Source organism: Allofranklinella schreckenbergeri (assembly GCF_003703475.1).
Lineage (GTDB): Bacteria > Pseudomonadota > Gammaproteobacteria > Burkholderiales > Burkholderiaceae_C > Lampropedia > Lampropedia schreckenbergeri.
In genome coordinates, this window is record NZ_RDQM01000021.1 from 1 (window position 1) to 20694 (window position 20694).

27 protein-coding genes and 8 tRNA genes are annotated in these 20694 nt (G+C 56.7%); 7 read left to right on the plus strand and 28 right to left on the minus strand.

The genetic code is table 11. The features are described from left to right. The first annotated feature begins 3 nt into the window (after nucleotides 1-3). Entirely contained in the window at nucleotides 4-99 is a 96-nt protein-coding gene (locus EBQ26_RS11835) for an integrase core domain-containing protein (protein ID WP_238944160.1), read from the plus strand. 113 nt (nucleotides 100-212) lie between these two features. On the opposite strand, the gene EBQ26_RS11840 is transcribed toward EBQ26_RS11835, so the two are convergent. The 19 genes from EBQ26_RS11840 to rplN all read right to left on the minus strand — a co-directional run bounded on the left by EBQ26_RS11840 (nucleotide 213) and on the right by rplN (nucleotide 10888). Beyond that, nucleotides 213-1829, minus strand: a complete 1617-nt coding sequence (locus EBQ26_RS11840; protein ID WP_238944353.1) for a (2,3-dihydroxybenzoyl)adenylate synthase — start codon at nucleotides 1827-1829, stop codon at nucleotides 213-215. Between the two features lie 250 nt (nucleotides 1830-2079). Beyond that, nucleotides 2080-2156 (minus strand) — tRNA-Met (locus tag EBQ26_RS11845). A gap of 25 nt (nucleotides 2157-2181) precedes the next feature. Next, nucleotides 2182-2625 carry a 50S ribosomal protein L17 gene (rplQ, locus tag EBQ26_RS11850; protein WP_122239426.1) on the minus strand — a complete coding sequence of 148 codons (444 nt, stop codon included), beginning with the start codon at nucleotides 2623-2625 and terminating at the stop codon, nucleotides 2182-2184. A 67-nt stretch (nucleotides 2626-2692) separates the two neighbouring features. Continuing rightward, a complete protein-coding gene (locus EBQ26_RS11855; RefSeq protein WP_122239428.1) occupies nucleotides 2693-3679 on the minus strand; it encodes a DNA-directed RNA polymerase subunit alpha in 987 nt (328 codons plus the stop codon). Between the two features lie 101 nt (nucleotides 3680-3780). Beyond that, nucleotides 3781-4407, minus strand: coding sequence for a 30S ribosomal protein S4 (gene rpsD / locus EBQ26_RS11860; protein WP_122239430.1), 627 nt, complete (start codon nucleotides 4405-4407; stop codon nucleotides 3781-3783). Between the two features lie 95 nt (nucleotides 4408-4502). Beyond that, the gene (gene rpsK / locus EBQ26_RS11865; protein ID WP_122239431.1) at nucleotides 4503-4901 is read right to left on the minus strand and encodes a 30S ribosomal protein S11; all 399 of its coding nucleotides are present in this window, start codon (nucleotides 4899-4901) and stop codon (nucleotides 4503-4505) included. 26 nt (nucleotides 4902-4927) lie between these two features. Continuing rightward, complete coding sequence (gene rpsM / locus EBQ26_RS11870) at nucleotides 4928-5281, minus strand: 30S ribosomal protein S13 (protein WP_122239433.1); 354 nt, start codon at nucleotides 5279-5281, stop codon at nucleotides 4928-4930. Between the two features lie 21 nt (nucleotides 5282-5302). After that, nucleotides 5303-5416, minus strand: a complete 114-nt coding sequence (rpmJ, locus tag EBQ26_RS11875) for a 50S ribosomal protein L36 (protein ID WP_084824836.1) — start codon at nucleotides 5414-5416, stop codon at nucleotides 5303-5305. Nucleotides 5417-5444: 28 nt separating this feature from the next. After that, entirely contained in the window at nucleotides 5445-6767 is a 1323-nt protein-coding gene (secY, locus tag EBQ26_RS11880) for a preprotein translocase subunit SecY (RefSeq protein WP_122239475.1), read from the minus strand. Between the two features lie 40 nt (nucleotides 6768-6807). Further along, nucleotides 6808-7239, minus strand: a complete 432-nt coding sequence (rplO, locus tag EBQ26_RS11885; RefSeq protein ID WP_122239477.1) for a 50S ribosomal protein L15 — start codon at nucleotides 7237-7239, stop codon at nucleotides 6808-6810. 11 nt (nucleotides 7240-7250) lie between these two features. Further along, nucleotides 7251-7433, minus strand: coding sequence for a 50S ribosomal protein L30 (rpmD, locus tag EBQ26_RS11890; RefSeq protein WP_122239435.1), 183 nt, complete (start codon nucleotides 7431-7433; stop codon nucleotides 7251-7253). Nucleotides 7434-7455: 22 nt separating this feature from the next. Beyond that, nucleotides 7456-7977, minus strand: a complete 522-nt coding sequence (gene rpsE / locus EBQ26_RS11895) for a 30S ribosomal protein S5 (protein ID WP_122239437.1) — start codon at nucleotides 7975-7977, stop codon at nucleotides 7456-7458. Between the two features lie 14 nt (nucleotides 7978-7991). After that, a complete protein-coding gene (gene rplR, locus EBQ26_RS11900; RefSeq protein WP_122239439.1) occupies nucleotides 7992-8345 on the minus strand; it encodes a 50S ribosomal protein L18 in 354 nt (117 codons plus the stop codon). A gap of 11 nt (nucleotides 8346-8356) precedes the next feature. Further along, nucleotides 8357-8890: a 50S ribosomal protein L6 gene (rplF, locus tag EBQ26_RS11905; protein ID WP_122239441.1), complete on the minus strand. Its 534-nt coding sequence runs from the start codon at nucleotides 8888-8890 to the stop codon at nucleotides 8357-8359. 21 nt (nucleotides 8891-8911) lie between these two features. Beyond that, nucleotides 8912-9307 (minus strand): 30S ribosomal protein S8, encoded by a 396-nt coding sequence (gene rpsH / locus EBQ26_RS11910; protein WP_122239443.1) that lies wholly within the window; start codon nucleotides 9305-9307, stop codon nucleotides 8912-8914. A gap of 17 nt (nucleotides 9308-9324) precedes the next feature. Next, nucleotides 9325-9630 (minus strand): 30S ribosomal protein S14, encoded by a 306-nt coding sequence (rpsN, locus tag EBQ26_RS11915; RefSeq protein WP_122239445.1) that lies wholly within the window; start codon nucleotides 9628-9630, stop codon nucleotides 9325-9327. Between the two features lie 8 nt (nucleotides 9631-9638). Continuing rightward, nucleotides 9639-10178 carry a 50S ribosomal protein L5 gene (gene rplE / locus EBQ26_RS13100; RefSeq protein WP_122248131.1) on the minus strand — a complete coding sequence of 180 codons (540 nt, stop codon included), beginning with the start codon at nucleotides 10176-10178 and terminating at the stop codon, nucleotides 9639-9641. Beyond that, on the minus strand, nucleotides 10179-10511 hold the full coding sequence (gene rplX / locus EBQ26_RS13105) for a 50S ribosomal protein L24 (RefSeq protein WP_122248130.1): 333 nt from the start codon (nucleotides 10509-10511) through the stop codon (nucleotides 10179-10181). Nucleotides 10512-10519: 8 nt separating this feature from the next. Next, nucleotides 10520-10888 carry a 50S ribosomal protein L14 gene (gene rplN / locus EBQ26_RS11925; protein WP_122239447.1) on the minus strand — a complete coding sequence of 123 codons (369 nt, stop codon included), beginning with the start codon at nucleotides 10886-10888 and terminating at the stop codon, nucleotides 10520-10522. 281 nt (nucleotides 10889-11169) lie between these two features. Here rplN and EBQ26_RS11930 point away from each other — a divergent pair, with 281 nt between their 5' ends. Further along, nucleotides 11170-12177 carry a bifunctional riboflavin kinase/FAD synthetase gene (locus tag EBQ26_RS11930; RefSeq protein WP_122239449.1) on the plus strand — a complete coding sequence of 336 codons (1008 nt, stop codon included), beginning with the start codon at nucleotides 11170-11172 and terminating at the stop codon, nucleotides 12175-12177. 6 nt (nucleotides 12178-12183) lie between these two features. Here the strand turns inward: EBQ26_RS11930 and EBQ26_RS11935 are convergent, their stop codons facing one another. The 9 genes from EBQ26_RS11935 to EBQ26_RS11975 all read right to left on the minus strand — a co-directional run bounded on the left by EBQ26_RS11935 (nucleotide 12184) and on the right by EBQ26_RS11975 (nucleotide 16730). Next, the gene (locus tag EBQ26_RS11935; protein WP_238944354.1) at nucleotides 12184-13101 is read right to left on the minus strand and encodes an AEC family transporter; all 918 of its coding nucleotides are present in this window, start codon (nucleotides 13099-13101) and stop codon (nucleotides 12184-12186) included. A 79-nt stretch (nucleotides 13102-13180) separates the two neighbouring features. After that, nucleotides 13181-13257: transfer RNA gene (locus EBQ26_RS11940), tRNA-Asp, on the minus strand. A gap of 58 nt (nucleotides 13258-13315) precedes the next feature. Further along, nucleotides 13316-13391, minus strand: a tRNA-Glu gene (locus EBQ26_RS11945). A 48-nt stretch (nucleotides 13392-13439) separates the two neighbouring features. Then, nucleotides 13440-13515 (minus strand) — tRNA-Ala (locus EBQ26_RS11950). A 12-nt stretch (nucleotides 13516-13527) separates the two neighbouring features. Continuing rightward, nucleotides 13528-13604 (minus strand) — tRNA-Asp (locus EBQ26_RS11955). A gap of 58 nt (nucleotides 13605-13662) precedes the next feature. Continuing rightward, nucleotides 13663-13738, minus strand: a tRNA-Glu gene (locus tag EBQ26_RS11960). A gap of 16 nt (nucleotides 13739-13754) precedes the next feature. Continuing rightward, a tRNA-Ala gene (locus EBQ26_RS11965) sits at nucleotides 13755-13830 on the minus strand. A gap of 87 nt (nucleotides 13831-13917) precedes the next feature. Then, a complete protein-coding gene (gltX, locus tag EBQ26_RS11970) occupies nucleotides 13918-15363 on the minus strand; it encodes a glutamate--tRNA ligase (protein WP_122239453.1) in 1446 nt (481 codons plus the stop codon). Between the two features lie 125 nt (nucleotides 15364-15488). After that, complete coding sequence (locus EBQ26_RS11975) at nucleotides 15489-16730, minus strand: O-succinylhomoserine sulfhydrylase (protein ID WP_238944355.1); 1242 nt, start codon at nucleotides 16728-16730, stop codon at nucleotides 15489-15491. Between the two features lie 177 nt (nucleotides 16731-16907). Here EBQ26_RS11975 and EBQ26_RS13110 point away from each other — a divergent pair, with 177 nt between their 5' ends. The 5 genes from EBQ26_RS13110 to EBQ26_RS11995 all read left to right on the plus strand — a co-directional run bounded on the left by EBQ26_RS13110 (nucleotide 16908) and on the right by EBQ26_RS11995 (nucleotide 20660). Continuing rightward, nucleotides 16908-17096: a hypothetical protein gene (locus tag EBQ26_RS13110; protein ID WP_238944356.1), complete on the plus strand. Its 189-nt coding sequence runs from the start codon at nucleotides 16908-16910 to the stop codon at nucleotides 17094-17096. A 111-nt stretch (nucleotides 17097-17207) separates the two neighbouring features. Beyond that, a complete protein-coding gene (gene uvrC, locus EBQ26_RS11980; protein WP_122239456.1) occupies nucleotides 17208-19262 on the plus strand; it encodes an excinuclease ABC subunit UvrC in 2055 nt (684 codons plus the stop codon). A gap of 258 nt (nucleotides 19263-19520) precedes the next feature. Next, nucleotides 19521-20105, plus strand: a complete 585-nt coding sequence (pgsA, locus tag EBQ26_RS11985; protein WP_122239458.1) for a CDP-diacylglycerol--glycerol-3-phosphate 3-phosphatidyltransferase — start codon at nucleotides 19521-19523, stop codon at nucleotides 20103-20105. Nucleotides 20106-20209: 104 nt separating this feature from the next. Continuing rightward, nucleotides 20210-20569, plus strand: coding sequence for an HU family DNA-binding protein (locus EBQ26_RS11990; RefSeq protein WP_390614202.1), 360 nt, complete (start codon nucleotides 20210-20212; stop codon nucleotides 20567-20569). Between the two features lie 15 nt (nucleotides 20570-20584). After that, nucleotides 20585-20660, plus strand: a tRNA-Val gene (locus EBQ26_RS11995). Nucleotides 20661-20694 lie beyond the last annotated feature (34 nt).

Sequence of the window (20694 nt, forward strand, 5' to 3'; positions counted from 1 at the left end):
CGCGTGATCGGCGATTGGATCGGCTTTTACAACCACCAGCGTCCTCACCAGGCGCTGGGCATGAAGACGCCCGCTGAGGCTTATGCTTTAGCGGCCTGACCTGTGCAGGTTCTGCTGGGTCAATACACCACTCTCAAGTGGTCATCAAAGGCAAGAGCATCCTCTATCCAAATCGCGGCGCCACTTTCCGTCGCAATCAAGCAGGCGGCTCCTCAAGCTTTCGCAGACTTTTCCAAAAGTTGCGCGCGCAACCGGGCCCGCAACTCCTTGCGGCTGGTCTTGCCCACGGCCGTGGTCTCGAAGCTGTCCACAAACACGATCTGGTCCGGGATCTTGAACGCGGCAATCTGGCGGCCCTTGAACCACTGCTTGATCTCGATAGCACGCGGTTTTTCACCCTGACGGGCGATGACGAAGGCGCAGCTGCGCTCGCCCAGATATTCGTCGGGGATAGAAACCACCGCCGCATCGAACACCTGCGGGTGAGCCAGCAGATGGTCTTCGATCTCCTCGGCCGAGACCTTCTCGCCCGCGCGGTTGATGTGGTCGGTGGCGCGGCCTTGCACCGTCAGGTAGCCGCGCGCGTTGCGCAGCACCATGTCGCCGGTGCGGTAGTAGCCATCGTCGGTAAAGCTGCGCGCATTGGCCGCATCGTCATTGTGGTAGCGGCGGATGGTGTAAGGCCCGCGCGTGAGTAAATAGCCCGGCTGCCCCTCGGGCACGGGTTGGCCCAGGTCATCGACCACCAGCACCTCGTCATCGGCGCTGATGGGGCGGCCCTGGGTTTCGATGACGGTGGCCTCGTCATCGCCCAGCCGGGTGTAGTTCACCAGCCCCTCTGCCATGCCGAAGACTTGCTGGAGCTGGCAGCTCAGGCTGGCACTGACGCGCCGCGCCGCCTCGGGCGTGAGCTTGGCGCCGCCCACCTGCAGCGTGCGCAGGCTGCTCAAATCGTGCGCCTGGCCCGCACCACCTGTACCGCTGGCCGCCTGCGCCCACAGCAGCGCCAGCGGCGGCACCAGGCCCACGGCCGTGACGCGCTCGGACGCAATCAGCGGGAAGGCCGCCTCGGGCGAGGGCGAGGGGCTGAGCACCACCGTGGCCCCGGCGTAAAAAGCGCCAAAGGCCCCGGGCGAACTCATGGGGAAGTTATGCGCCGCCGGCAGCGCCACCATGTACACGCTGTCTTGCGTGATGCCGCAGATCTCGTTGCTGGCGCGGAAGCTGTAGATGTAATCGTCATGCGTGCGCGGGATGAGCTTGGACAGGCCCGTGCTGCCGCCGGAAATCTGCAAGAAGGCCACGGCCTGCGGGTCTGCATCGGCGCTGGCCAGATCGGGCAGGCGCGCCGCATCGCTCTGGAAGGCATCAAACGCCGTGAACTCCGCCGCATCACCGCCGACGATGAACACCTGCTCAAACAAATCGTGCGAAAACGCCTGCTGCCGCAGCTCGCGCGCCAGCGTGCGGTAATCGAACTGCTCGTAATGCTGCAAGGCCACATAGGCCGAGGCCTCGGCCTTGTCGATGAAATGGGCGATCTCGCGCGTGCGGTGCGCAGGCAGGGCATAGACTGGAATCAGCCCGGCGCGAAACAGCCCGAACACCACGCTGTAAAACTCAGGCACATTGCCCATTTGCACCACGACGCGATCGCCCGGCTGCAAGCCGCTGGCCAGAAAGCCGGCCGCTGCCGCCTCCACCTTCTGCCAGAACTGGGCATAGCTCCAGCGCTGCAGCGGTTGGTTGACGCCGCCCCCAGCCGGGTAGCCCACCAGAGCCGTGTACCCGGCGCGGCGCTGCGCCTGGAGCTGCAGAAAGCGTGACATGGTCTCACCCCACCAATACCCCGCCGAGCGGTAACGTGCAGCGAACTCAGCAGGCCAAGTTTGTAATAGGGGATGACGATGACGCAATTGCATAACTTCCCAAAAAAGTCGTTATAAAAATACTAGTGATTTTCAGAATTGTATTAAGGCATGAATGCCCCGCATATCTGCAATGTGAGCCCTTTGAATAGGACTCCTAGCGACACGCGCATAAAAAAACCAGTCAGTTTTCACTGACTGGTTTTCAGATTGGTTGCGCGAGGAGGATTTGAACCTCCGACCTTTGGGTTATGAGCCCAACGAGCTACCAGGCTGCTCCATCGCGCGTCGAAGGCTTCATTCTAACACAGTTTTATTCAGTCGCTTGATCTTTAGCATCTGAATGTTGAGTTTCTTCCACTGCGTCTGGCCGATCCACTAACTCCACAAGCGCCATGGGAGCGTTGTCACCTACACGGAAGCCCATCTTCAAAATACGGGTGTAACCACCCGGACGCTCCTTGTAGCGAGGCCCCAACTCATCAAACAGTTTCGCGACCATCTGATGCGCCAAAGAAGCACCGTCATCCCGCGCTTGGCGGCCTGCCAGACGGCTATAAGCCAAACGCCTGTTAGCAAGCGTAGGGTTCTTAGCCAAAGTGATCAACGGCTCTACCACACGGCGCAATTCCTTCGCCTTAGGCAAAGTGGTTTTGATCACCTCGTGTTCGATCAAAGAAGTCGCCATGTTGCGCAGCATTGCTTGGCGATGAGCACTGGTGCGGTTGAGTTTGCGTAAGCCATTACGGTGTCGCATGATTGTTTCCTTTTAAAAAATAGCTGCAAGCCGTATCAGGTACTTGCAGGTGCAACAAAAATAGAGATTATTCCAACCCGGCAGGAGGCCAATTCTCGAGCTTCATGCCTAAAGTCAGGCCGCGCGAAGCCAAAACCTCTTTGATTTCATTTAGCGATTTACGCCCCAGATTCGGGGTTTTGAGCAGCTCATTATCTGTGCGCTGGATAAGATCGCCAATGTAATAAATATTTTCAGCCTTCAAGCAGTTCGCCGAACGAACTGTGAGCTCAAGTTCATCCACAGGACGCAACAAAATGGGATCAAACGTTGCTGTACTGCGTGCAGTCGACGGTGCATCAAATGCAGCCAGGTCGCTATCGTCCAATTGCGCAAAAACCGCCAGTTGCTCCACCAGAATTCGCGCCGATGTCCGCACAGCATCCTCAGCCGTAATGGAACCATCAGTCTCGATTTCCATGACCAACTTATCAAGATCTGTGCGCTGCTCAACACGAGCATTTTCCACCGTGTAATTGACTCGCAACACAGGGGAAAAGGATGCGTCTAGCACGATTCGACCAATCGCTTTACTGGACTCATCTCCGAAACGGCGAACGGTCCCTGGCACATAGCCTCTTCCCTTCTCCACCTTGATTTGCATGTCCAGCTTGGAGCCTTGCGCCATATGGGCAATAACATGCTGTGGATTGACAATTTCCACATCATGGGGAGTCTGAATGTCTGCCGCTGTAACCACCCCCTCGCCTTCCTTACGCAAGCTTAGGGTGACCTCGTCACGACCTTCCAGCTTAAACACAACCCCTTTAATGTTGAGCAAGATTCCAACGACGTCTTCTTCAATGCCGTCAATGCTGGAAAATTCGTGCAACACGCCTGCAATAGTGACCTCCGTGGGCGCATACCCCACCATAGAGGAGAGCAAGACGCGACGCAGGGCATTACCCAAGGTGTGGCCATACCCACGCTCGAATGGCTCAAGCTCCACTCGGGCACGATTGGCCGCAATTTTTTCTACACTGATAGTCTTGGGCTTTAGCAAATGAGTCTGCATATTTACTTCCTGTCAATACCCCCGGCTCGTTACACCGGTAAGGCTGGTGAAGCGAACAAACCGCGAACGAGTCGCGGTCTGAAAAGATGAATCGAAGCCGATCAACGGGAGTAAAGTTCGACGATCAGGGATTCGTTGATATCAGCACCAAACTCGTCGCGATCAGGAGCCTTTTTAAAAGTGCCCTCGACTTTATCCAAAGCCACTTCCACCCATGCAGGGAAACCCACTTGCTGAGCCAACTGCAAGGCCTCCCGCACCCGAACCTGATTACGAGACTTTTCACGCACAGAAACAACGTCACCTGCCTTGACCTGGTAAGACGGGATGTTTACAGGCTGGCCGTTCACCAGAATCGCTTTATGCGAAACCAATTGACGCGCCTCAGCCCGTGTCGAGCCGAAACCCATACGATAAACAACATTGTCAAGCCGCGATTCCAACAAAGAGAGCAGGTTGGAACCCGTATTGCCACGGCGACGATCCGCCTCTTGGAAGTAACGACGGAATTGCTTCTCCAAAACGCCGTACATGCGGCGCACTTTTTGTTTTTCCCTCAGTTGCAGACCATAATCCGAAGTACGGCTTCCAGAGGTTCGGCCGTGCTGCCCCGGCTTGGTGTCAAACTTTTTAGCTTTATCTGCAATGGAGCGACGCGCGCTCTTCAGAAAAAGATCCGTGCCTTCACGGCGAGAGAGTTTGGCCTTAGGCCCAATATAACGTGCCACTTGATTTCCTTAAATACATCTACTGCGCCCAATCAGAGAGACGCAGGAGCCATCAAATCGGTTTTGATAGCGGTGGTCTTAACACCAAAATGAAATTAGATGCGACGGCGCTTTTGAGGGCGACAGCCATTGTGAGGAATAGGAGTCACATCAGAAATAGAGGTGATACGAATACCCAAAGCACCCAATGCGCGTACGGAAGACTCACGCCCCGGACCAGGCCCCTTAATCTCCACATCCAAATTCTTTACCCCATGCTCCATGGCCGCGCGCCCCGCAACTTCCGAAGCAACTTGCGCCGCAAATGGAGTGGATTTACGGGAGCCTTTAAAGCCCTGACCTCCCGAAGAAGCCCAAGCCAGAGCATTCCCCTGACGATCAGTAATCGTAATAATGGTATTGTTAAACGAAGCATGAATATGCGCAACGCCATCCGCAATATTTTTACGAACTTTCTTGCGCACACGCTGCGACGCCGAGGAACCTTTAGCCATACGATCTTTCAATCAACACTTACAAATCACTTAACACCTTTGCGCGGCCCTTTGCGAGTACGCGCATTGGTACGAGTCCGCTGACCGCGCATAGGCAAGCCGCGACGATGCCGGAAACCACGATAACAGCCAATGTCCATCAAACGCTTGACGTTCATAGTTGTTTCGCGACGCAAATCACCTTCAATTGTGAACTGGGCAATCTGATCGCGAATCTTTTCCAAGTCCGCGTCCGTCAGATCTTTTACCTTTCGACTGTATTCAATACCAGTCGCCTCACAAATCTTGCGCGCGCGCGAACGACCAATACCATAAATCGCAGTCAAGCCAATTTCGACATGCTTGTGCGGCGGTACATTGATACCAGCAATACGTGCCATATACGACGTCCTTTAAAACGTTTAACCCTGACGCTGCTTATGACGCAGGTCCGTACAAATCACACGCACAACGCCGTTGCGACGAATGATCTTGCAATTCCTACACATCTTCTTTACAGAAGCAGAAACTTTCATTGTCAATACTCCCAAAATTCTCAAACAGTCAACGACCAACAGGCTTGAAATTAGTCTTCTTCAACAGCGACTCGTACTGCTGCGAAACCACGTAATTTTGCACTTGCGCCATGAAGTCCATAGTCACGACCACCAGAATCAACAACGAAGTACCTCCAAAATAAAAAGGCACGTTGTACTGCAAGGTCAGGAACTCAGGAAACAAGCACACGGCGGTAATGTAAATTGCTCCGGCCAGCGTCAAGCGGGCCAAGATTCTATCAATATATTTCGCCGTTTGCTCCCCCGGACGAATACCGGGAATGAAAGCACCACTCTTCTTCAAGTTATCCGCCGTCTCACGACTATTGAAAACCAATGCCGTGTAGAAAAAGCAGAAAAAAATGATAGCCGTCGCAAAGAAGATCACGTAGATAGGCTGCCCCGGACGAAGCATTGACGACACATCGGTCAACCAGCGCATCGACTCACCAGCTCCCGCCCCTAGCCAGCTCACTAAAGTTGCCGGCAACAAGATGATAGATGAGGCAAAAATGGGAGGAATAACCCCTGCCATATTAAGCTTAAGTGGCAGGTGAGACGACTGCACCGGAGCAAACCCTCCGCGAGCAGTTTGCTTGCGTGCATAATTAACGAGAATTCTCCGCTGCCCCATTTCGACGAAGACCACGAAGTATGTCACAAGCACAACCAGTACGGCAATGAACAAAAGCGTCAAGATGTGCATCGCCCCCGTACTGACCAAATTCAAGGTGCCGGAGACAGCACTTGGAAGCCCTGCAGCAATTCCCGCGAAGATCAAGATCGAAATCCCGTTACCCAACCCGCGCTCAGTAATTTGCTCGCCAAGCCACATCATGAATAAACTGCCAGCCGTCAGGGAAACCATTGTGCTCACTTTGAAAGCCAACCCGGGGTTAAACACCAAGCCCGGCTGACTCTCAAGCATGACAGCAATGCCCATCGACTGAAAAAGGGCCAATGCAAGCGTGAAATAGCGTGTGTACTGGGTAATTTTCCGACGCCCCGCCTCTCCTTCCTTTTTCAGAGCAACCAATGTTGGTACAACATAAGTCATCAACTGAATGATGATCGAGGCAGAAATATAGGGCATGATGCCCAACGCCAGAACAGAAAAACGCTCAAGCGCTCCTCCGGAGAACATATTGAAGAGACCAAGGATGCCTTGATCCCCTGCAAACATGTGCTCAAGTTGTACAGGATTAATCCCCGGCACAGGAATGTGCGTGCCGATGCGATAGACCAGCAACGCCATCAACAAGAACACCAACCTACGGCGCAGATCGGTGAATTTTCCTGTTTTTGCCAATTGAGCCGTATTCGTCGCCACGCTCAAACCTCACTTGCGATTGATAGCAAAAAGTTGCGATTCAACTCAGTGAACCACCAGCCGCCTCAATCGCAGCCTTCGCTCCAGCCGTAGCGGCAATTCCAGTAAGACTGACCGCTTTACTCAACTCGCCAGATTTGATCACCTTGACAAATTTAGCAATGGGGCGCACCAAACCGGCTTGCTTCAGAGTAACGATATCCACCTCCGCAGCACCCAGATGCTCCAACTCCGCCAAGGTCACTTCCGCGTTGAATTTCAATGCAGCAGACTTGAATCCACGCTTAGGAAGGCGGCGTTGCAATGGCATTTGGCCGCCTTCGAAACCAACTTTATGGTAACCACCCGCACGTGATTTCTGACCTTTATGACCACGACCGGCTGTTTTACCAAGACCTGAGCCAATGCCGCGACCAACGCGACGCTTCGCATGTTTGGCGCCCACTGCGGGCTTGATGGTGTTCAATTGCATCATCTGCCTCTTTACAGGACCCTGACCAGATAACTGATCTTGTTAATCATTCCACGCACCTCGGGCGTATCTTTCAGTTCACTAATGCTGTTGAGCTTACGAAGACCCAAGCCACGCACTGTAGCCCGGTGAGACTCTTTTGTGCCGATAGGGCTACGCACCAACTGCACTTTGATCGTTTGATTCGTCGTCATTATTGACACCTCACAACTTTCATCAACCCAGCAGATCTTCTACTGACAAGCCTCGCTTAGCAGCGATTTCCGCCGGAGTAGTAGAGCGCTTGAGTGCATCCAATGTGGCGCGCACCATGTTGTACGGATTACTAGAGCCATGGCTTTTCGCCACGATATCTGTAATGCCTATTACCTCAAAAACAGCACGCATAGGCCCGCCCGCAATAATGCCCGTCCCTTTAGGGGCCGGCGCCAACATGACACGCGCCGCGCCATGCTGACCATGCACGCCATGATGCAAAGTGCCATTCTTCAGAGAAACGCGAATCATGTTGCGACGCGCCTCTTCCATGGACTTTTGCACAGCAGAAGGAACCTCTTTCGACTTCCCCTTGCCCATACCAATCCGGCCATCTCCATCGCCAACCACGGACAATGCAGCAAAACCCAAAATACGGCCACCCTTCACCACTTTAGTAGTTCGATTGACCGAAATCATTTTCTCGCGCATGCCGTCATCACGGGTCTCTTCTTGCGCCCTTGCTTGATTCTTGGTAGCCATTGCTTTCACCTTAATCAGAACTGGAGGCCAGCCTCACGCGCTGCCTCTGCCAATGCTTTCACACGACCATGGTAAGCAAAGCCAGCACGATCAAATGCCACTTTTTCCACGCCCGCAGCTTTCGCTTTTTCCGCGATACGTTTGCCAACAGCACTGGCACCATCAACAGTCGCCCCCTTGACTGCCCCGCGCAAATCACCCTCAAGCGAAGATGCTGTCGCCAACACGCGAGCACCATCTTCGGAGATAACAGTGGCGTAGATATGCTGATTGGTACGATGCACGCTCAAACGCACCACACCTTGCTTGGCAATACGAATACGCGTCTGCCGCGCACGGCGCAAACGCTGCTCTTTCTTGTTCAACATCCTGCAGCCCCTTATTTCTTCTTGGTTTCCTTGATTGTGACAACCTCATCCGAATAACGGATACCCTTGCCTTTATAAGGCTCAGGAGGACGCACAGCACGTACAACGGCAGCAAATTGACCCAGCACTTGCTTATCAGCACTCTTGAGCACAATCTCAGTTGGGGTTGGCGTAGCAGCAGAAACCCCCTCCGGCAGCACAAACTCCACAGGATGGGAAAAACCGACCGCAAGGTTCAATTTATTACCATTAACAGCCGCTTTAAAACCTACACCCACCAAATTCAGCTTGCGCTCAAAACCTTTTGAAACGCCGACCACCATATTGTTGACCAACTGACGCAAAGTACCAGTCAAAGCATCAGCCTCACGCGAATCATTTGCAGGGGCAAACTTCAATACACCGGCATCCTGAGAAACGGTAACTTGCGCATTATTCGCAATAGAAAGTTGACCACCAGACCCTTTAACAAAAATCTGGTCGTCCTTCATCATGACTTCCACACCCGATGGAATCACCACCGGCAGTTTAGCAACTCGAGACACTTTTCAACTCCTCCAATCGCCTTAAGCCACGAAACACAAAACTTCACCACCCACGCCTGCAGCGCGAGCCTTGCGATCAGTCATCACCCCCTTAGGAGTCGTCACAATCGCAACACCCAAGCCATTCATCACCTGAGGGATGGATTTGCTTGGCTTATAAACACGCAAACCAGGCTTACTTACACGCTCAATACGCTCAATCACAGGGCGTCCCGCGTAATATTTCAGGTCCACACGGACATCGGCCTTGACGCCATCACGAACCACCTCAAAGCCGTCGATATACCCTTCATCCTTAAGAACCTGCAGAATAGCCAGCTTCAATTTAGAAGAAGGAACCGAAACCGAGGCCTTGTTGACCATTTGCGCATTACGGATACGCGTCAACAGATCGGCAATAGGATCACTCATACTCATGATTCAATCTCCCCACCTTACCAGCTGGCCTTAATGACACCCGGAATATCGCCAGACATCGCCAATTCACGCACCTTAGCTCGCGCCAGACCGAATTGACGGAAAGTACCACGAGGACGCCCCGTCAACTCACAACGATTGCGCTGACGGGTTGGATTGGCATTACGCGGCAACTTCTGCAGCGCCAGACGCGCCTGATAGCGCTCTTCGTCGCTACGTTTTGCATCATCAATGATCGCCTTCAATTCGGCACGTTTAGCCGCAAATTTGGCCACCAGTTTTTCACGCTTAAGTTCGCGCTCAATCAATGCTTTCTTAGCCACACTGCACCTCAGTTCTTAAATGGGAAGCGGAACGCAGCCAGAAGCGCTTTGGCCTCCTCGTCCGTTTTCGCGGTCGTAGTGATGCTGATATTCAGACCACGCAAGGCATCCACCTTGTCGTATTCAATTTCAGGAAAGATGATCTGCTCTTTGACACCAACATTGTAGTTACCACGACCGTCAAAGGACTTACCAGAAATCCCACGAAAATCGCGCACACGCGGCAAAGCAATGGTCACAAAACGATCCAAAAATTCGTACATACGAACGCCACGCAACGTCACCATGCAACCGATAGGCTGCCCTTCGCGAATCTTAAAACCCGCAATAGCTTTGCGCGCCTTGGTAACCACAGGCTTTTGACCAGCAATCTTGGTCAAATCCGCCACAGCACTATCCATCACCTTTTTATCAGCAACCGCCTCACCCACACCCATATTCAGAGTAATTTTGGTGATACGAGGCACTTCCATTACCGACTTATAACCAAACTGCTTAGTCAGATCGGCAACTACTTTCTCACGATAGAAATTTTGCAGACGAGCCATTTATGCCACCTTGATCGCTTCGCCACTAGAGCGGAACACACGCACGCGACGCTTGCCCTTCTCAGCAGCAAGATCAACCTTAAAGCCCACGCGATCAGCCTTCCCCGTCACAGGGTTATAGATCGCAACATTCGACTGGTGAATCGGCATGGTCTTATTGATCACACCACCTTGCTCACCCTTCATAGGATTAGGACGAACGTGCTTTTTCACCACATTCACACCTTCAACCACCAGGTAATCCGCATCTTTGCGCGCAAGCACAACACCACGCTTACCCTTATCGCGACCCGTCAGCACGATGACCTCATCGCCTTTGCGAAGCTTATTCATGCCACACCTCAGATGACTTCCGGAGCCAGAGACACAATTTTCATGAAGCGCTCCGTACGCAATTCACGAGTAACCGGACCAAAAATGCGCGTACCAATCGGCTCAAGCTTGGTATTCAGCAACACCGCCGCATTACCATCAAACTTGATCAACGAGCCATCTTGACGGCGAATGCCTTTAGCAGTGCGCACCACCACAGCGTTGTAAATTTCGCCTTTTTTGACGCGACCACGCGGAGCAGCCTCTTTAACGCTCACCTTGATAATGTCGCCAACACTGGCATAACGGCGTTTGGAACCACCCAACACCTTGATGCACAACACGGATTTAGCACCCGTATTATCGGCAACCTCTAAACGAGATTCTGTCTGGATCATTTGATTTCAATTCCCAACTTAACCTGCGATACGAGCAACCCGACACAATGCCGATGCCACACAGTCAGTCTTGGACCCGTCGCAGCCAGCCAAAATTTGACAAGACTACGTTTGGGCAGAAGCCTCACCCCAAGCATCACGTCACGCGCGCTGCACGAAGCGAAGCCACCAATTATGCCCCAAATAAAAGCCCACCTCAAGCTCTTTTTTCAAAAACCGCCACACCCGGCCGACTTTTCCATCGTAGTATCGGCGTTTACAGTTTCCTCCTCTGATTTTTCATGCGTACTTTCTTAGGGGTACATCACCGAACCTTGGCCCGCACCACCGCATTAACCATAGGTAACTTTGACGGTGTTCACCGGGGCCATCAAGCCATACTGGCACTGCTGCGCAACGAAGCCAACAGCCGAGGGCTGCAAAGCTGTGTGCTGACCTTTGAACCACATCCAAAGGATTACTTTGCCAAAGCCCTAAACAAACCTCAGATTGCTCCCGCACGGATAGGCACCCTGCGCGACAAGCTCACCGATTTAGCATCCAATCACATCGATCAAACTGTCATACTGCCATTTACAGCAGCCTTGGCTGCGCGACCCCCTCGCGACTTTGTCAGCCAAGTGCTTGTAAAAGCGCTTGGCGCGCGGTACGTCCTGGTAGGTGATGACTTTCGCTTTGGCAAACAGCGGGCAGGCGACTATGCCCTGCTAGACACGCTTGGGAAGGAAATGGGCTTCGAAGTCGCGCGCATGAACAGCTACGAGGTGCACGGCTTGCGCGTCTCCAGCTCAGAGGTACGCGCCGCCCTGCAAGAGGGCCGAATGCAAGATGCAGCGCGCCTGCTGGGCAGGCCTTACGCGATCAGCGGACACGTCATCCACGGACGTCGCCTAGGCCGCCAATTAGGCGAAAGCGCATCCGGCCAGGGCGATGGCTTTCGCACCTTGAACCTCCACTTCAAGCACTGGAAACCCGCCGCCAGCGGCATTTTTATTGTATATGTGCACGGCTTAACGCACCTGCCCTTGCCAGGCGTAGCCAATTTGGGGATTCGCCCCTCCCTGGATCCCAGCGACCTCAACGGCGGCAGAGTGCTATTGGAAACCCATTGCCTGGAGTGGCCCGAAACGCTAGGCACAGAAGGCGCCTACGGCAAAGTCATCCGCGTCGAGCTGCTCGAAAAGCTCCACGACGAAGTGCGCTACCCTTCAATCTCAGCCTTGACCGCTGGCATTGCCCAGGATTGCGAGGACGCACGGGCTTGGTTTGCTCGTCAAGCCCCAGCCTGATCCGCTTCATGACCCCACCCCCAGCCAAGCCAACCATAAAGGCACGCTCAGTATTGCGATGAGCGTCTGACTGGTGATGAGGGAAGCCATGAGGCGTGCGTCCCCACCCAGCTGACGGGCCATGATGTATGCATTAGGCGCTGTTGGCAGGCTGGCATAAAAGCAGGCGGCCAATGTCATGGTGTGGTCAGCCTGTAACACCCGGCAAACCACCCAGGTCAAACCAGGCAACAGCAGCAGTTTGATGGCATTGGTACAGACCATCGCTCTGGGCATAGCCCCCTGCAAGCGCAACTCCAAACCACCGCCGACACAAACCAGCCCCAACCCCAAAGCCACCTGCGCCAGAATTTCCAGCGCCTTGGTCACTATAGCCCCCAACGGCCAATCACTCAGGTTGTACAGCGCGCCCACCACCGTCGCCAAAATAATGGGATTGCGCACAATGCCGCGCACCATACCCAAAAACGTGACTTGTCGCCCGCTCCACCACGACAAAGCCACGACCGCCACAATATTGACGGCTGGCATCGCCAATGCCAACGCCAACATGACCAGCGTCGCGGCCTGATCAGGAAGCGCCAAGCCCGCCACAGCCAGCCCGAAATACGTACTAGGCCGCACCGATCCCTGCACCACTGACGAGCGCGACGGGCCAGGCAGCGACCCCACCAGACGCAACCCCGTCAGCACAATAGCCAACACTGCCGCCATCGGCGTCAGTACAAGCAAAGCCAAAGACTGCACAACCGTCGCATCCAAATCCAACGACGCCGTGCGTAAAAAAAGCAACGCCGGAAATGCCACGTAAAAACTGAACCACTCCAGCGCTGGAAATAACGTGACTGCTGGCGCCTGGGGCAAACGCCTGATCACTGCACCCAATGCCATGATGAGAAAGACTGGTGCGATGTAGGTCAGCATAGGACGTGGATACTTGGCGTCTGGGGATTGGACAAAAAAAAGCCAATGCATACACGCATTGGCTTTTGATTGAAAAATCTGGCGGAGCGGACGGGGCTCGAACCCGCGACCCCCGGCGTGACAGGCCGGTATTCTAACCAACTGAACTACCGCTCCACGGCAGTGCTTCTTTATCGGCCCGGCCTTCTGCCAAACCAATCAGGCGCTGCAAACCTGGCGTCCCTACGGGGATTCGAACCCCGGTACCCACCGTGAAAGGGTGGTGTCCTAGGCCTCTAGACGATAGGGACTTAAGCCTTCGGACCGATCTTCAAACGAAAAGACCGTCAAAACCGTGGTGGTGGAGGTAAGCGGGATCGAACCGCTGACCTCTTGCATGCCATGCAAGCGCTCTCCCAGCTGAGCTATACCCCCACGAGGGAAATCTGGCGGAGCGGACGGGGCTCGAACCCGCGACCCCCGGCGTGACAGGCCGGTATTCTAACCAACTGAACTACCGCTCCACGGCAGTGCTTCTTTATCAGCTTGGCCTATGACCAAACCAATCAGACGCTGCAAACCTGGCGTCCCTACGGGGATTCGAACCCCGGTACCCACCGTGAAAGGGTGGTGTCCTAGGCCTCTAGACGATAGGGACTTAAACCTTGGACCTTTGGTGGAGGTAAGCGGGATCGAACCGCTGACCTCTTGCATGCCATGCAAGCGCTCTCCCAGCTGAGCTATACCCCCACATCGGGCTTTTCTCGAAGCTGCGAAATCACCGCCCCGCGAAAGAGCGAGATTATGGCACACATTTTCAGGCCCGCAAGCATTTTTTTAAAACTGCGCGAGAAATTTCAGCACTTTTTCCTTGCCCAGCAATTGCAGCACAGCGTCCACTGAAGGGGTGTGCGCTACGCCAACGGTGAGCACGCGCACCGGCATGGCCAATTGGGGCATTTTCAAACCCTGCTCTTTCAAGACGGCTTTGAAAGCCGTGTTGATCGCTTCTTTTTGCCAAGCGTCGGCGGGGATGACTTCAAAAGCCGCACGCAGCGCGGCCAAGGCGGGGCGCAGGGTTTCGGGCGCCTGCGCCAAGTGCTGCTGGCGGTCGGCCTCGTTGATGCGCGGAGCGTCGAGATAAAACACCAGCGCCCAGTCAGCCAAATCTTCCAGCGTTTCACAACGGTCTTTGAACAGGGCGGCGATGGCCGGCAAGCGCCCATCCTCCAGCGCTTCTGCGGTTTGGCCGCAGGCTTGCAAACGCTGTTGCAGGCGCGGCCGCAGTTGCTGCGCCAGCCAGGCGTCATCGGCGGCTTTGAGGTGCTGGGCGTTGACCCAGCGCAGCTTGGCTTCGTCAAAGCGCGCGGCGCTGCTGCCCAGGTGCTCCAGATCGAACCATTGCAGGAATTGCTCACGCGAGAAGATTTCATCGTCGCCATGGCTCCAGCCCAGGCGCGCCAGGTAATTCACCATGGCGTCGGCCAGATAGCCTTCATCGCGGTATTGGGTAACGGCTTTGGCGCCGTGGCGTTTGCTCATCTTCTCGCCCTGTTCGTTGAGGACGGTGGGCAGGTGGGCGTAGACGGGTGGCTCTTTGCCCAGGGCGCGGAAGATGTGGATTTGCCGCGGGGTGTTGTTGACGTGGTCGTCGCCGCGGATGACGTGGGTGATGCCCATGTCGATGTCGTCCACCACCACGCAGAAGTTGTAGGTGGGCGTGCCATCGGGGCGGGCGATGACGAGATCGTCCAGCTCGGCGTTGGCGACTTCCACCCGGCCTTTGACCTTGTCGTCCCACGCCACGCTGCCTTCAGTGGGCGTTTTGAAACGCAGCACGGGCTGCACGCCTTCGGGAATAGGCGGCAGGGTTTTGCCTGACTCGGGGCGCCAGGTGCCGTCGTAGCGGGGTTTTTGCTTGGCGGCGATTTGCTTTTCGCGCAGGGCGTCGAGTTCGGCCACACTCATGTAGCAGGGATAGACGTAGCCTGCGGCCTGCAATTGCGCCAGCGCCTCCTTGTAGCGATCCATGCGTTGCATTTGGTAGTAAGGGCCTTCATCGGGCTGCATGCCCAGCCATTGCATGGATTCCAAAATCACATCCACGGCCGCTTGGGTGGAGCGCTCCTGGTCGGTATCTTCAATGCGCAGGATGAAGTCGCCGCCGTTGGCCTTGGCGAAAGCCCACGGGTACAAGGCCGAGCGGATATTGCCCAGGTGGATAAAGCCCGTGGGCGATGGTGCGAAGCGGGTGCGAATGCGAGGGGTGGGGGAAGCACTCATGGGCAATCCTTACAAAACCATTTTTACAATTCAATAGGAAAACAAATATCCTTGTTTCGGCAACATGGGATTGAAACGTATTTTCTATTGATGCGAAATATCATTACAGCGATAAGCATCGCAGGTCACAGCCCACCCAGCCCGCGCAGCAAATCGTCTTGCACATCCTTGGGGTACTCCAGGCCGACGGAGATGCGCAACAACCCCTGGCCGATGCCGGCAGCCTGGCGCTGCTCCTCGCTCAGGCGCCCGTGCGACGTGGTGGCCGGGTGCGAGATGGTGGTTTTCACATCGCCCAGGTTGGTCGTCTTGCTGATGACGCGGCAATGGTCGATGACGGCGAAGGCGTTGGCGCGCAGGGTTTGCGCATCATGGCCCACCACATCGAACGACAGCACCGCGCCATCGCCGCCCTCGTGCTGGCGCTGCGCCAACGCGCGCTGCGGGTGGCTGGCCAGACCTGGGTAGTACACGCGCGCCACTTTGGGGTGCGTTTGCAGCCACTGCGCCAGCTCCAGCGCGTGGCGGCTTTGCTCGCGCATGCGGATGTGCAGCGTCTCCATCCCCTTGAGCGCCACCCAGGCGTTAAAGGGCGAGAGATTAAAGCCCGCGCCACGGATGAATGGCCCCAGCTTTTCCTCCACCAAATCATGCGGGCCGCACACGGCCCCGGCCATGACGCGGCCCTGCCCTTCCAGGAATTTGGTGCCGGAGTGGATGACCAAATCGGCCCCCAGCGCGGCCGCGCGTTGCAGCGCGGGGGTGAGAAAGGAGTTATCCACCGCCAACCACGCGCCCGCATCGTGGGCCACATCGGCCAGGGCGCGGATGTCGCACAAATCCGTCAGCGGGTTGGTGGGCGTCTCGGCAAACAGCAGGCGCGTTGCGCCGGGGCGAATGGCGGCCTTCCACTCGGCCACATCGGTTTGGGAGACAAACGTCGTCTCCACGCCAAAACGCGCCAGCTCCGTGCCCAAGAGCTTGATGGTCGAGCCGAACATGGAGCGCGAGGCAACGATGTGGTCGCCCGTTTTCAGCAGGCCGAACACCATCAGCGAAATCGCCCCCATGCCCGTGGCAGCGGCGATGGCGCACTGCGTGCCCTCCAGGGCGGCCAGGCGTTGCTCAAAGCTCGTCACCGTCGGGTTGGCCGTGCGGGTGTAGGTATAGCCCGCCTCCTCACCCGCAAAGCGCCGCGCCGAGGTGGCGGCGTCGGGCTGGACGTAGCTGCTGGTGAGCATCAGGGCTTCAGAGTGCTCGCCGTACTGGCTGGGCGGCACGGCCTGGCGCAAAGCCAGGGTTTGGGGATGCAGCCCTTCGGGCAGGCCCGGCGGTGCATCCTGGGAAGGTAAAAAAGCAGAGGTCACATCAATCCGTTGCAGGGGAGAAATCACCACGCGCCGCTCCCGGCCAATACCCTGCCAGGCACCGGCCAGCAAGGCCAGAAAAAGTATGACAAGAGGGGGAAACAACGCAGCCGCTGGCACTCGCCACAGGCCGCCCAACGCGCGGGGCGCATAGTGTAGGGCCTGTTGGCGCTGGCCTTGGGCAGCCGCCTGAAGCCTGTGAAAGAACCCATTCAAACCCATGGGAGCGGCTGGCACGCATCGCCAAAAAACCAATCAAAGGAAAGAAAACAACCCAATTTCGGCAACACCATCAATCAATTGATTTTTCTATTGAAATGGAAAAAATCAAACCGCCCCACCAATCATGTCAATCAAAGAAAATGAAATCACCCTGTTTCGGCATGCTCAGTATCAAAGCACATATCTGATTGATCGATAAAACTCACAACCACAACACGCCAGCGCCACCAAACAGTAGCGGCACAATCGCAGCCAATGACTTCCGCCCCCGCCCAGCCCGATTTGCTCCAGCAAGCGCTCAGCCTGCCCGCCTTGCCGGGCGTGTACCGTTACTTCGACGCCGCCGATCAGCTCCTCTACGTGGGCAAGGCGAAAAACCTGAAAAGACGCGTCGCCAGCTATTTCCAGAAAGCGCATGGCGGCACCCGCATCGGCCATATGGTGAGCAAGATCGCCCGCATGGAGACGACGGTGGTGCGCTCCGAGGCCGAAGCGCTGTTGCTGGAAAACAACCTCATCAAAACCCAGCACCCCAAATACAACATCCTCTTTCGCGACGACAAGAGCTACCCCTACCTCAAGCTCTCCGCCACGCGCCCCGCCCGCGCCGATGCCCCGCCGCATCCCGAAGCCTTCTCCCGCATCAGCTACTACCGCGGCGGCACCGACCGGCGCCACCACTACTTCGGCCCCTATCCCAATATCTGGGCCGTGAAGGAAACCATCCAACTGCTGCAAAAGGTGTTTTTGCTGCGCACTTGCGAAGATTCAGTCTTCAGCAACCGCACGCGACCCTGCCTGCTCTACCAAATCAAGCGCTGCTCGGCCCCTTGCGTGGGCCTGATCAGCCAAGCCGACTACCTGGCCGATACCGAGCAAGCCCAAGCCCTGCTACGCGGCCATGCCGATGCGCTGGTGCAACAGCTCGAAGCGCGCATGATGGAGCACGCCCAGCGCATGGAGTACGAGCAAGCGGCCGTCGTGCGCGACCGCATCGCCTCGCTCTCCACCGTGATGCAGCAACAGGCGGTGGAAACAGTGGGCGATGCCGATGTGGACATCATCGCCGTGCAACGCCAGGGCGGGCGCGCCTGCGTCAACCTGGCGATGGTGCGCGGCGGGCGGCATTTGGGCGACCGAGCTTACTTCCCCACCCAGCTCGACGCCGCCCTGGGCTTGCGAACCGAAGCCGCCCCGCTGGCCGACGCCCAAGCGCCCGCGCAGGCCGTGGACGAGCCGCATGCGCACGAGCAAGCCATCCTCGAAGCCTTCGTCACCCAGCACTACCTGAACTACCCCGCCCCGCCACTGCTGATTACCAGCCACGCCATTGCCCCCGCTTTGCTGGCGCTGCTCGCGCACGCGGATTCGGAGCCGGGCGCGCAATCAGGCGCGCAATCGCACGCAGGCGGGCGCACGCGCGCCATTCGCAACGTCGCCCAACCGCGCGGGCAGCGCCGCACCTGGCTGGATATGGCGCAGAAAAACGCCCAACTGCAACTGGCGCGCCTGCTGGCAGAAGAAGGCTCGCAAAAAGCGCGCACGCAAGCCCTGGCACAAGCCCTGGGACTGGAGCTGGACGAAGCCAGCCTGGCCGACTGGCGCATAGAGTGCTTTGATATTTCCCACACCGCAGGCGAAGCCACGCAGGCATCCTGCGTCGTGTTTCAGCAGCACACAATGCAAAGCAGCGAATACCGCCGCTACCGCATCCAGGACATCACCGCTGGCGACGACTACGCCGCCATGCGCCAAGTACTCACCCGCCGCTACAGCAAGCTGATCGAGGCCCAGGCCCAGCAGGCCACCGCCCCTGCTGCGCCTGGCGAAACCGCCAGCGCCAGCGCAGACAAGCCGCGCCTGCCCGATCTCGTACTCATCGACGGCGGCAAAGGCCAGATCAGCGCGGCGCGCCAGGTCTTTGAGCAGTTGGGGCTGGATATCTCCTTGCTGGTGGGCGTGGAAAAAGGCGAAGGCCGCAAAGTGGGGCTGGAGGAATTGGTCTTTGCCGATGGCCGCCCCAAAATCACCCTGCCACCCAGCAGCGCCGCCTTGATGCTGGTAGCCCACATCCGCGACGAAGCCCACCGCTTTGCCATCACCGGCATGCGCGCCCAACGCGCCCGCACCCGCACCGGCGCCAGCCGGCTGGAGGACATCCCCGGCATTGGCCCCAAACGGCGCGCGCGCCTGTTGCAACGCTTTGGCGGCCTACAGGGCATGAGCAACGCCAGCGTGGACGACTTGAAAACCGTCGAAGGCATCTCCAACGATCTGGCCGAAACCATCTACCACGCCCTGCGCGGCTGAGAGCCTGCGATGAATGCCACGCACTGATAATAGAAACAAACAGGCACCGCCCGCCCGGCACCTCAGAGCCTGTTCAAAATCTCGGCGCGAGTGGACAAGAAGCGGTTTGGGATGGGCTGCAAGGCGCAAAACACAGCCATAGCGCCCGCTATGGCGAGGCTTTGCAACGCAGCAGACCGCCCAAATCCGCTCTCTTGGCCGCCGTGCAAAGATTTTGAACAGGCTCTCAGAGTGAACAGGCTCTCACAGCAAGCCGCTATGTCATTAACCATCCCTACCCTACTCACCCTCAGCCGCATCGCCGCCATTCCGCTCATCGTGTTGGTGTACTACCTGCCAGCGAATTGGCTGCAAGCAGGCAGCATCCACTGGGCCAACACCATTGCCGCCTGGCTGTTCGTTCTCGTGGCCGTCACCGACTGGCTGGACGGCTATCTGGCGCGCAAATGGCGCCAAACCTCCGCCTTCGGCGCTTTTCTCGACCCCGTCGCAGACAAACTCCTGGTATGCACCTGCTTGCTGCTGTTGCTGCACCTGCACCGCATCGACATCTTTGTCGCCCTCATCATCATCGGCCGTGAACTCACCATCTCCGCCTTGCGCGAATGGATGGCGCATATTGGCGCCTCCAAAAGCGTGGCCGTGCACATGGTCGGCAAACTCAAGACCACCGCCCAAATGGTTGCCATCCCCTTTTTGCTGTTCGATGGCCGCCTGCTGGGCCTGCCCACCTTGCCGACTGGCCAAGCCCTGCTGTGGCTGGCCGCAGGCTTGACGATCTGGTCCATGATTTATTACTTGCAGCAAGCGTTTTTGGAGATTCGCTCCCGTTTGCCTCAGTAGAATCGCGCCCTTTGGGCCGCAACGCCCCGTCGGCGCGCCACAGGCTTGACAGCGCCCTCAGCGGCCTTTTCTAATCGCCCGCGCGCCCTGGCACACGCCTTGTGATGCGATGGAGAGCGCCAGCCGTTCTGCCCGCCACCCCGCTGCCACTGCTTACCCGACACCACTTTTCACCGACAAAGAGGCATACCGTGAATAAAACTGAACTTATCGAGCACATCGCCAGCACCGCGGATATCTCCAAAGCAGCCGCCTCGCGTGCGCTGGAAGCGACTATTGGCGCCATCCAAACCACGCTGAAAAAGGGCGGCACCGTCTCCATCGTCGGCTTTGGCACCTTTGAAGTCTCTGTGCGCGCCGCCCGCAAAGGCCGCAACCCCAAGACTGGCGAAGAAATAAAAATCAAAAAATCGCGTGTTCCAAAGTTCCGAGCCGGAAAAGCGCTCAAAGATGCCGTAAAATAATCGACTTCGATCAGTGGGTGCTTAGCTCAGTTGGTAGAGCGGCGCCCTTACAAGGCGTAGGTCAGCGGTTCGACCCCGTTAGCACCCACCACCACCGATCTTCGTTCCGAAATACATCGCGATAA

What these genes read in the sequence shown, in the direction of transcription:
- EBQ26_RS11855 (WP_122239428.1), bottom strand. Translation starts at nt 3,679, where the DNA reads ATGCAGACTCATTTGCTAAAGCCCAAGACTATCAGTGTAGAAAAAATT.
- uvrC (WP_122239456.1), top strand. Translation starts at nt 17,208, where the DNA reads ATGACTTCCGCCCCCGCCCAGCCCGATTTGCTCCAGCAAGCGCTCAGC.
- rpsE (WP_122239437.1), bottom strand. Translation starts at nt 7,977, where the DNA reads ATGGCTACCAAGAATCAAGCAAGGGCGCAAGAAGAGACCCGTGATGAC.
- rplE (WP_122248131.1), bottom strand. Translation starts at nt 10,178, where the DNA reads ATGGCTCGTCTGCAAAATTTCTATCGTGAGAAAGTAGTTGCCGATCTG.
- gltX (WP_122239453.1), bottom strand. Translation starts at nt 15,363, where the DNA reads ATGAGTGCTTCCCCCACCCCTCGCATTCGCACCCGCTTCGCACCATCG.
- rplQ (WP_122239426.1), bottom strand. Translation starts at nt 2,625, where the DNA reads ATGCGACACCGTAATGGCTTACGCAAACTCAACCGCACCAGTGCTCAT.
- EBQ26_RS11930 (WP_122239449.1), top strand. Translation starts at nt 11,170, where the DNA reads ATGCGTACTTTCTTAGGGGTACATCACCGAACCTTGGCCCGCACCACC.
- EBQ26_RS11990 (WP_390614202.1), top strand. Translation starts at nt 20,210, where the DNA reads ATGCGATGGAGAGCGCCAGCCGTTCTGCCCGCCACCCCGCTGCCACTG.
- EBQ26_RS11935 (WP_238944354.1), bottom strand. Translation starts at nt 13,101, where the DNA reads ATGCTGACCTACATCGCACCAGTCTTTCTCATCATGGCATTGGGTGCA.
- rpmD (WP_122239435.1), bottom strand. Translation starts at nt 7,433, where the DNA reads ATGACGACGAATCAAACGATCAAAGTGCAGTTGGTGCGTAGCCCTATC.
- rplO (WP_122239477.1), bottom strand. Translation starts at nt 7,239, where the DNA reads ATGCAATTGAACACCATCAAGCCCGCAGTGGGCGCCAAACATGCGAAG.
- rpsH (WP_122239443.1), bottom strand. Translation starts at nt 9,307, where the DNA reads ATGAGTATGAGTGATCCTATTGCCGATCTGTTGACGCGTATCCGTAAT.
- rplN (WP_122239447.1), bottom strand. Translation starts at nt 10,888, where the DNA reads ATGATCCAGACAGAATCTCGTTTAGAGGTTGCCGATAATACGGGTGCT.
- rplR (WP_122239439.1), bottom strand. Translation starts at nt 8,345, where the DNA reads ATGTTGAACAAGAAAGAGCAGCGTTTGCGCCGTGCGCGGCAGACGCGT.
- rplX (WP_122248130.1), bottom strand. Translation starts at nt 10,511, where the DNA reads ATGAATAAGCTTCGCAAAGGCGATGAGGTCATCGTGCTGACGGGTCGC.
- rpsK (WP_122239431.1), bottom strand. Translation starts at nt 4,901, where the DNA reads ATGGCTAAAGGTTCCTCGGCGTCGCAGCGTGTGCGCAAGAAAGTTCGT.
- rpsM (WP_122239433.1), bottom strand. Translation starts at nt 5,281, where the DNA reads ATGGCACGTATTGCTGGTATCAATGTACCGCCGCACAAGCATGTCGAA.
- rpmJ (WP_084824836.1), bottom strand. Translation starts at nt 5,416, where the DNA reads ATGAAAGTTTCTGCTTCTGTAAAGAAGATGTGTAGGAATTGCAAGATC.
- pgsA (WP_122239458.1), top strand. Translation starts at nt 19,521, where the DNA reads ATGTCATTAACCATCCCTACCCTACTCACCCTCAGCCGCATCGCCGCC.
- EBQ26_RS11840 (WP_238944353.1), bottom strand. Translation starts at nt 1,829, where the DNA reads ATGTCACGCTTTCTGCAGCTCCAGGCGCAGCGCCGCGCCGGGTACACG.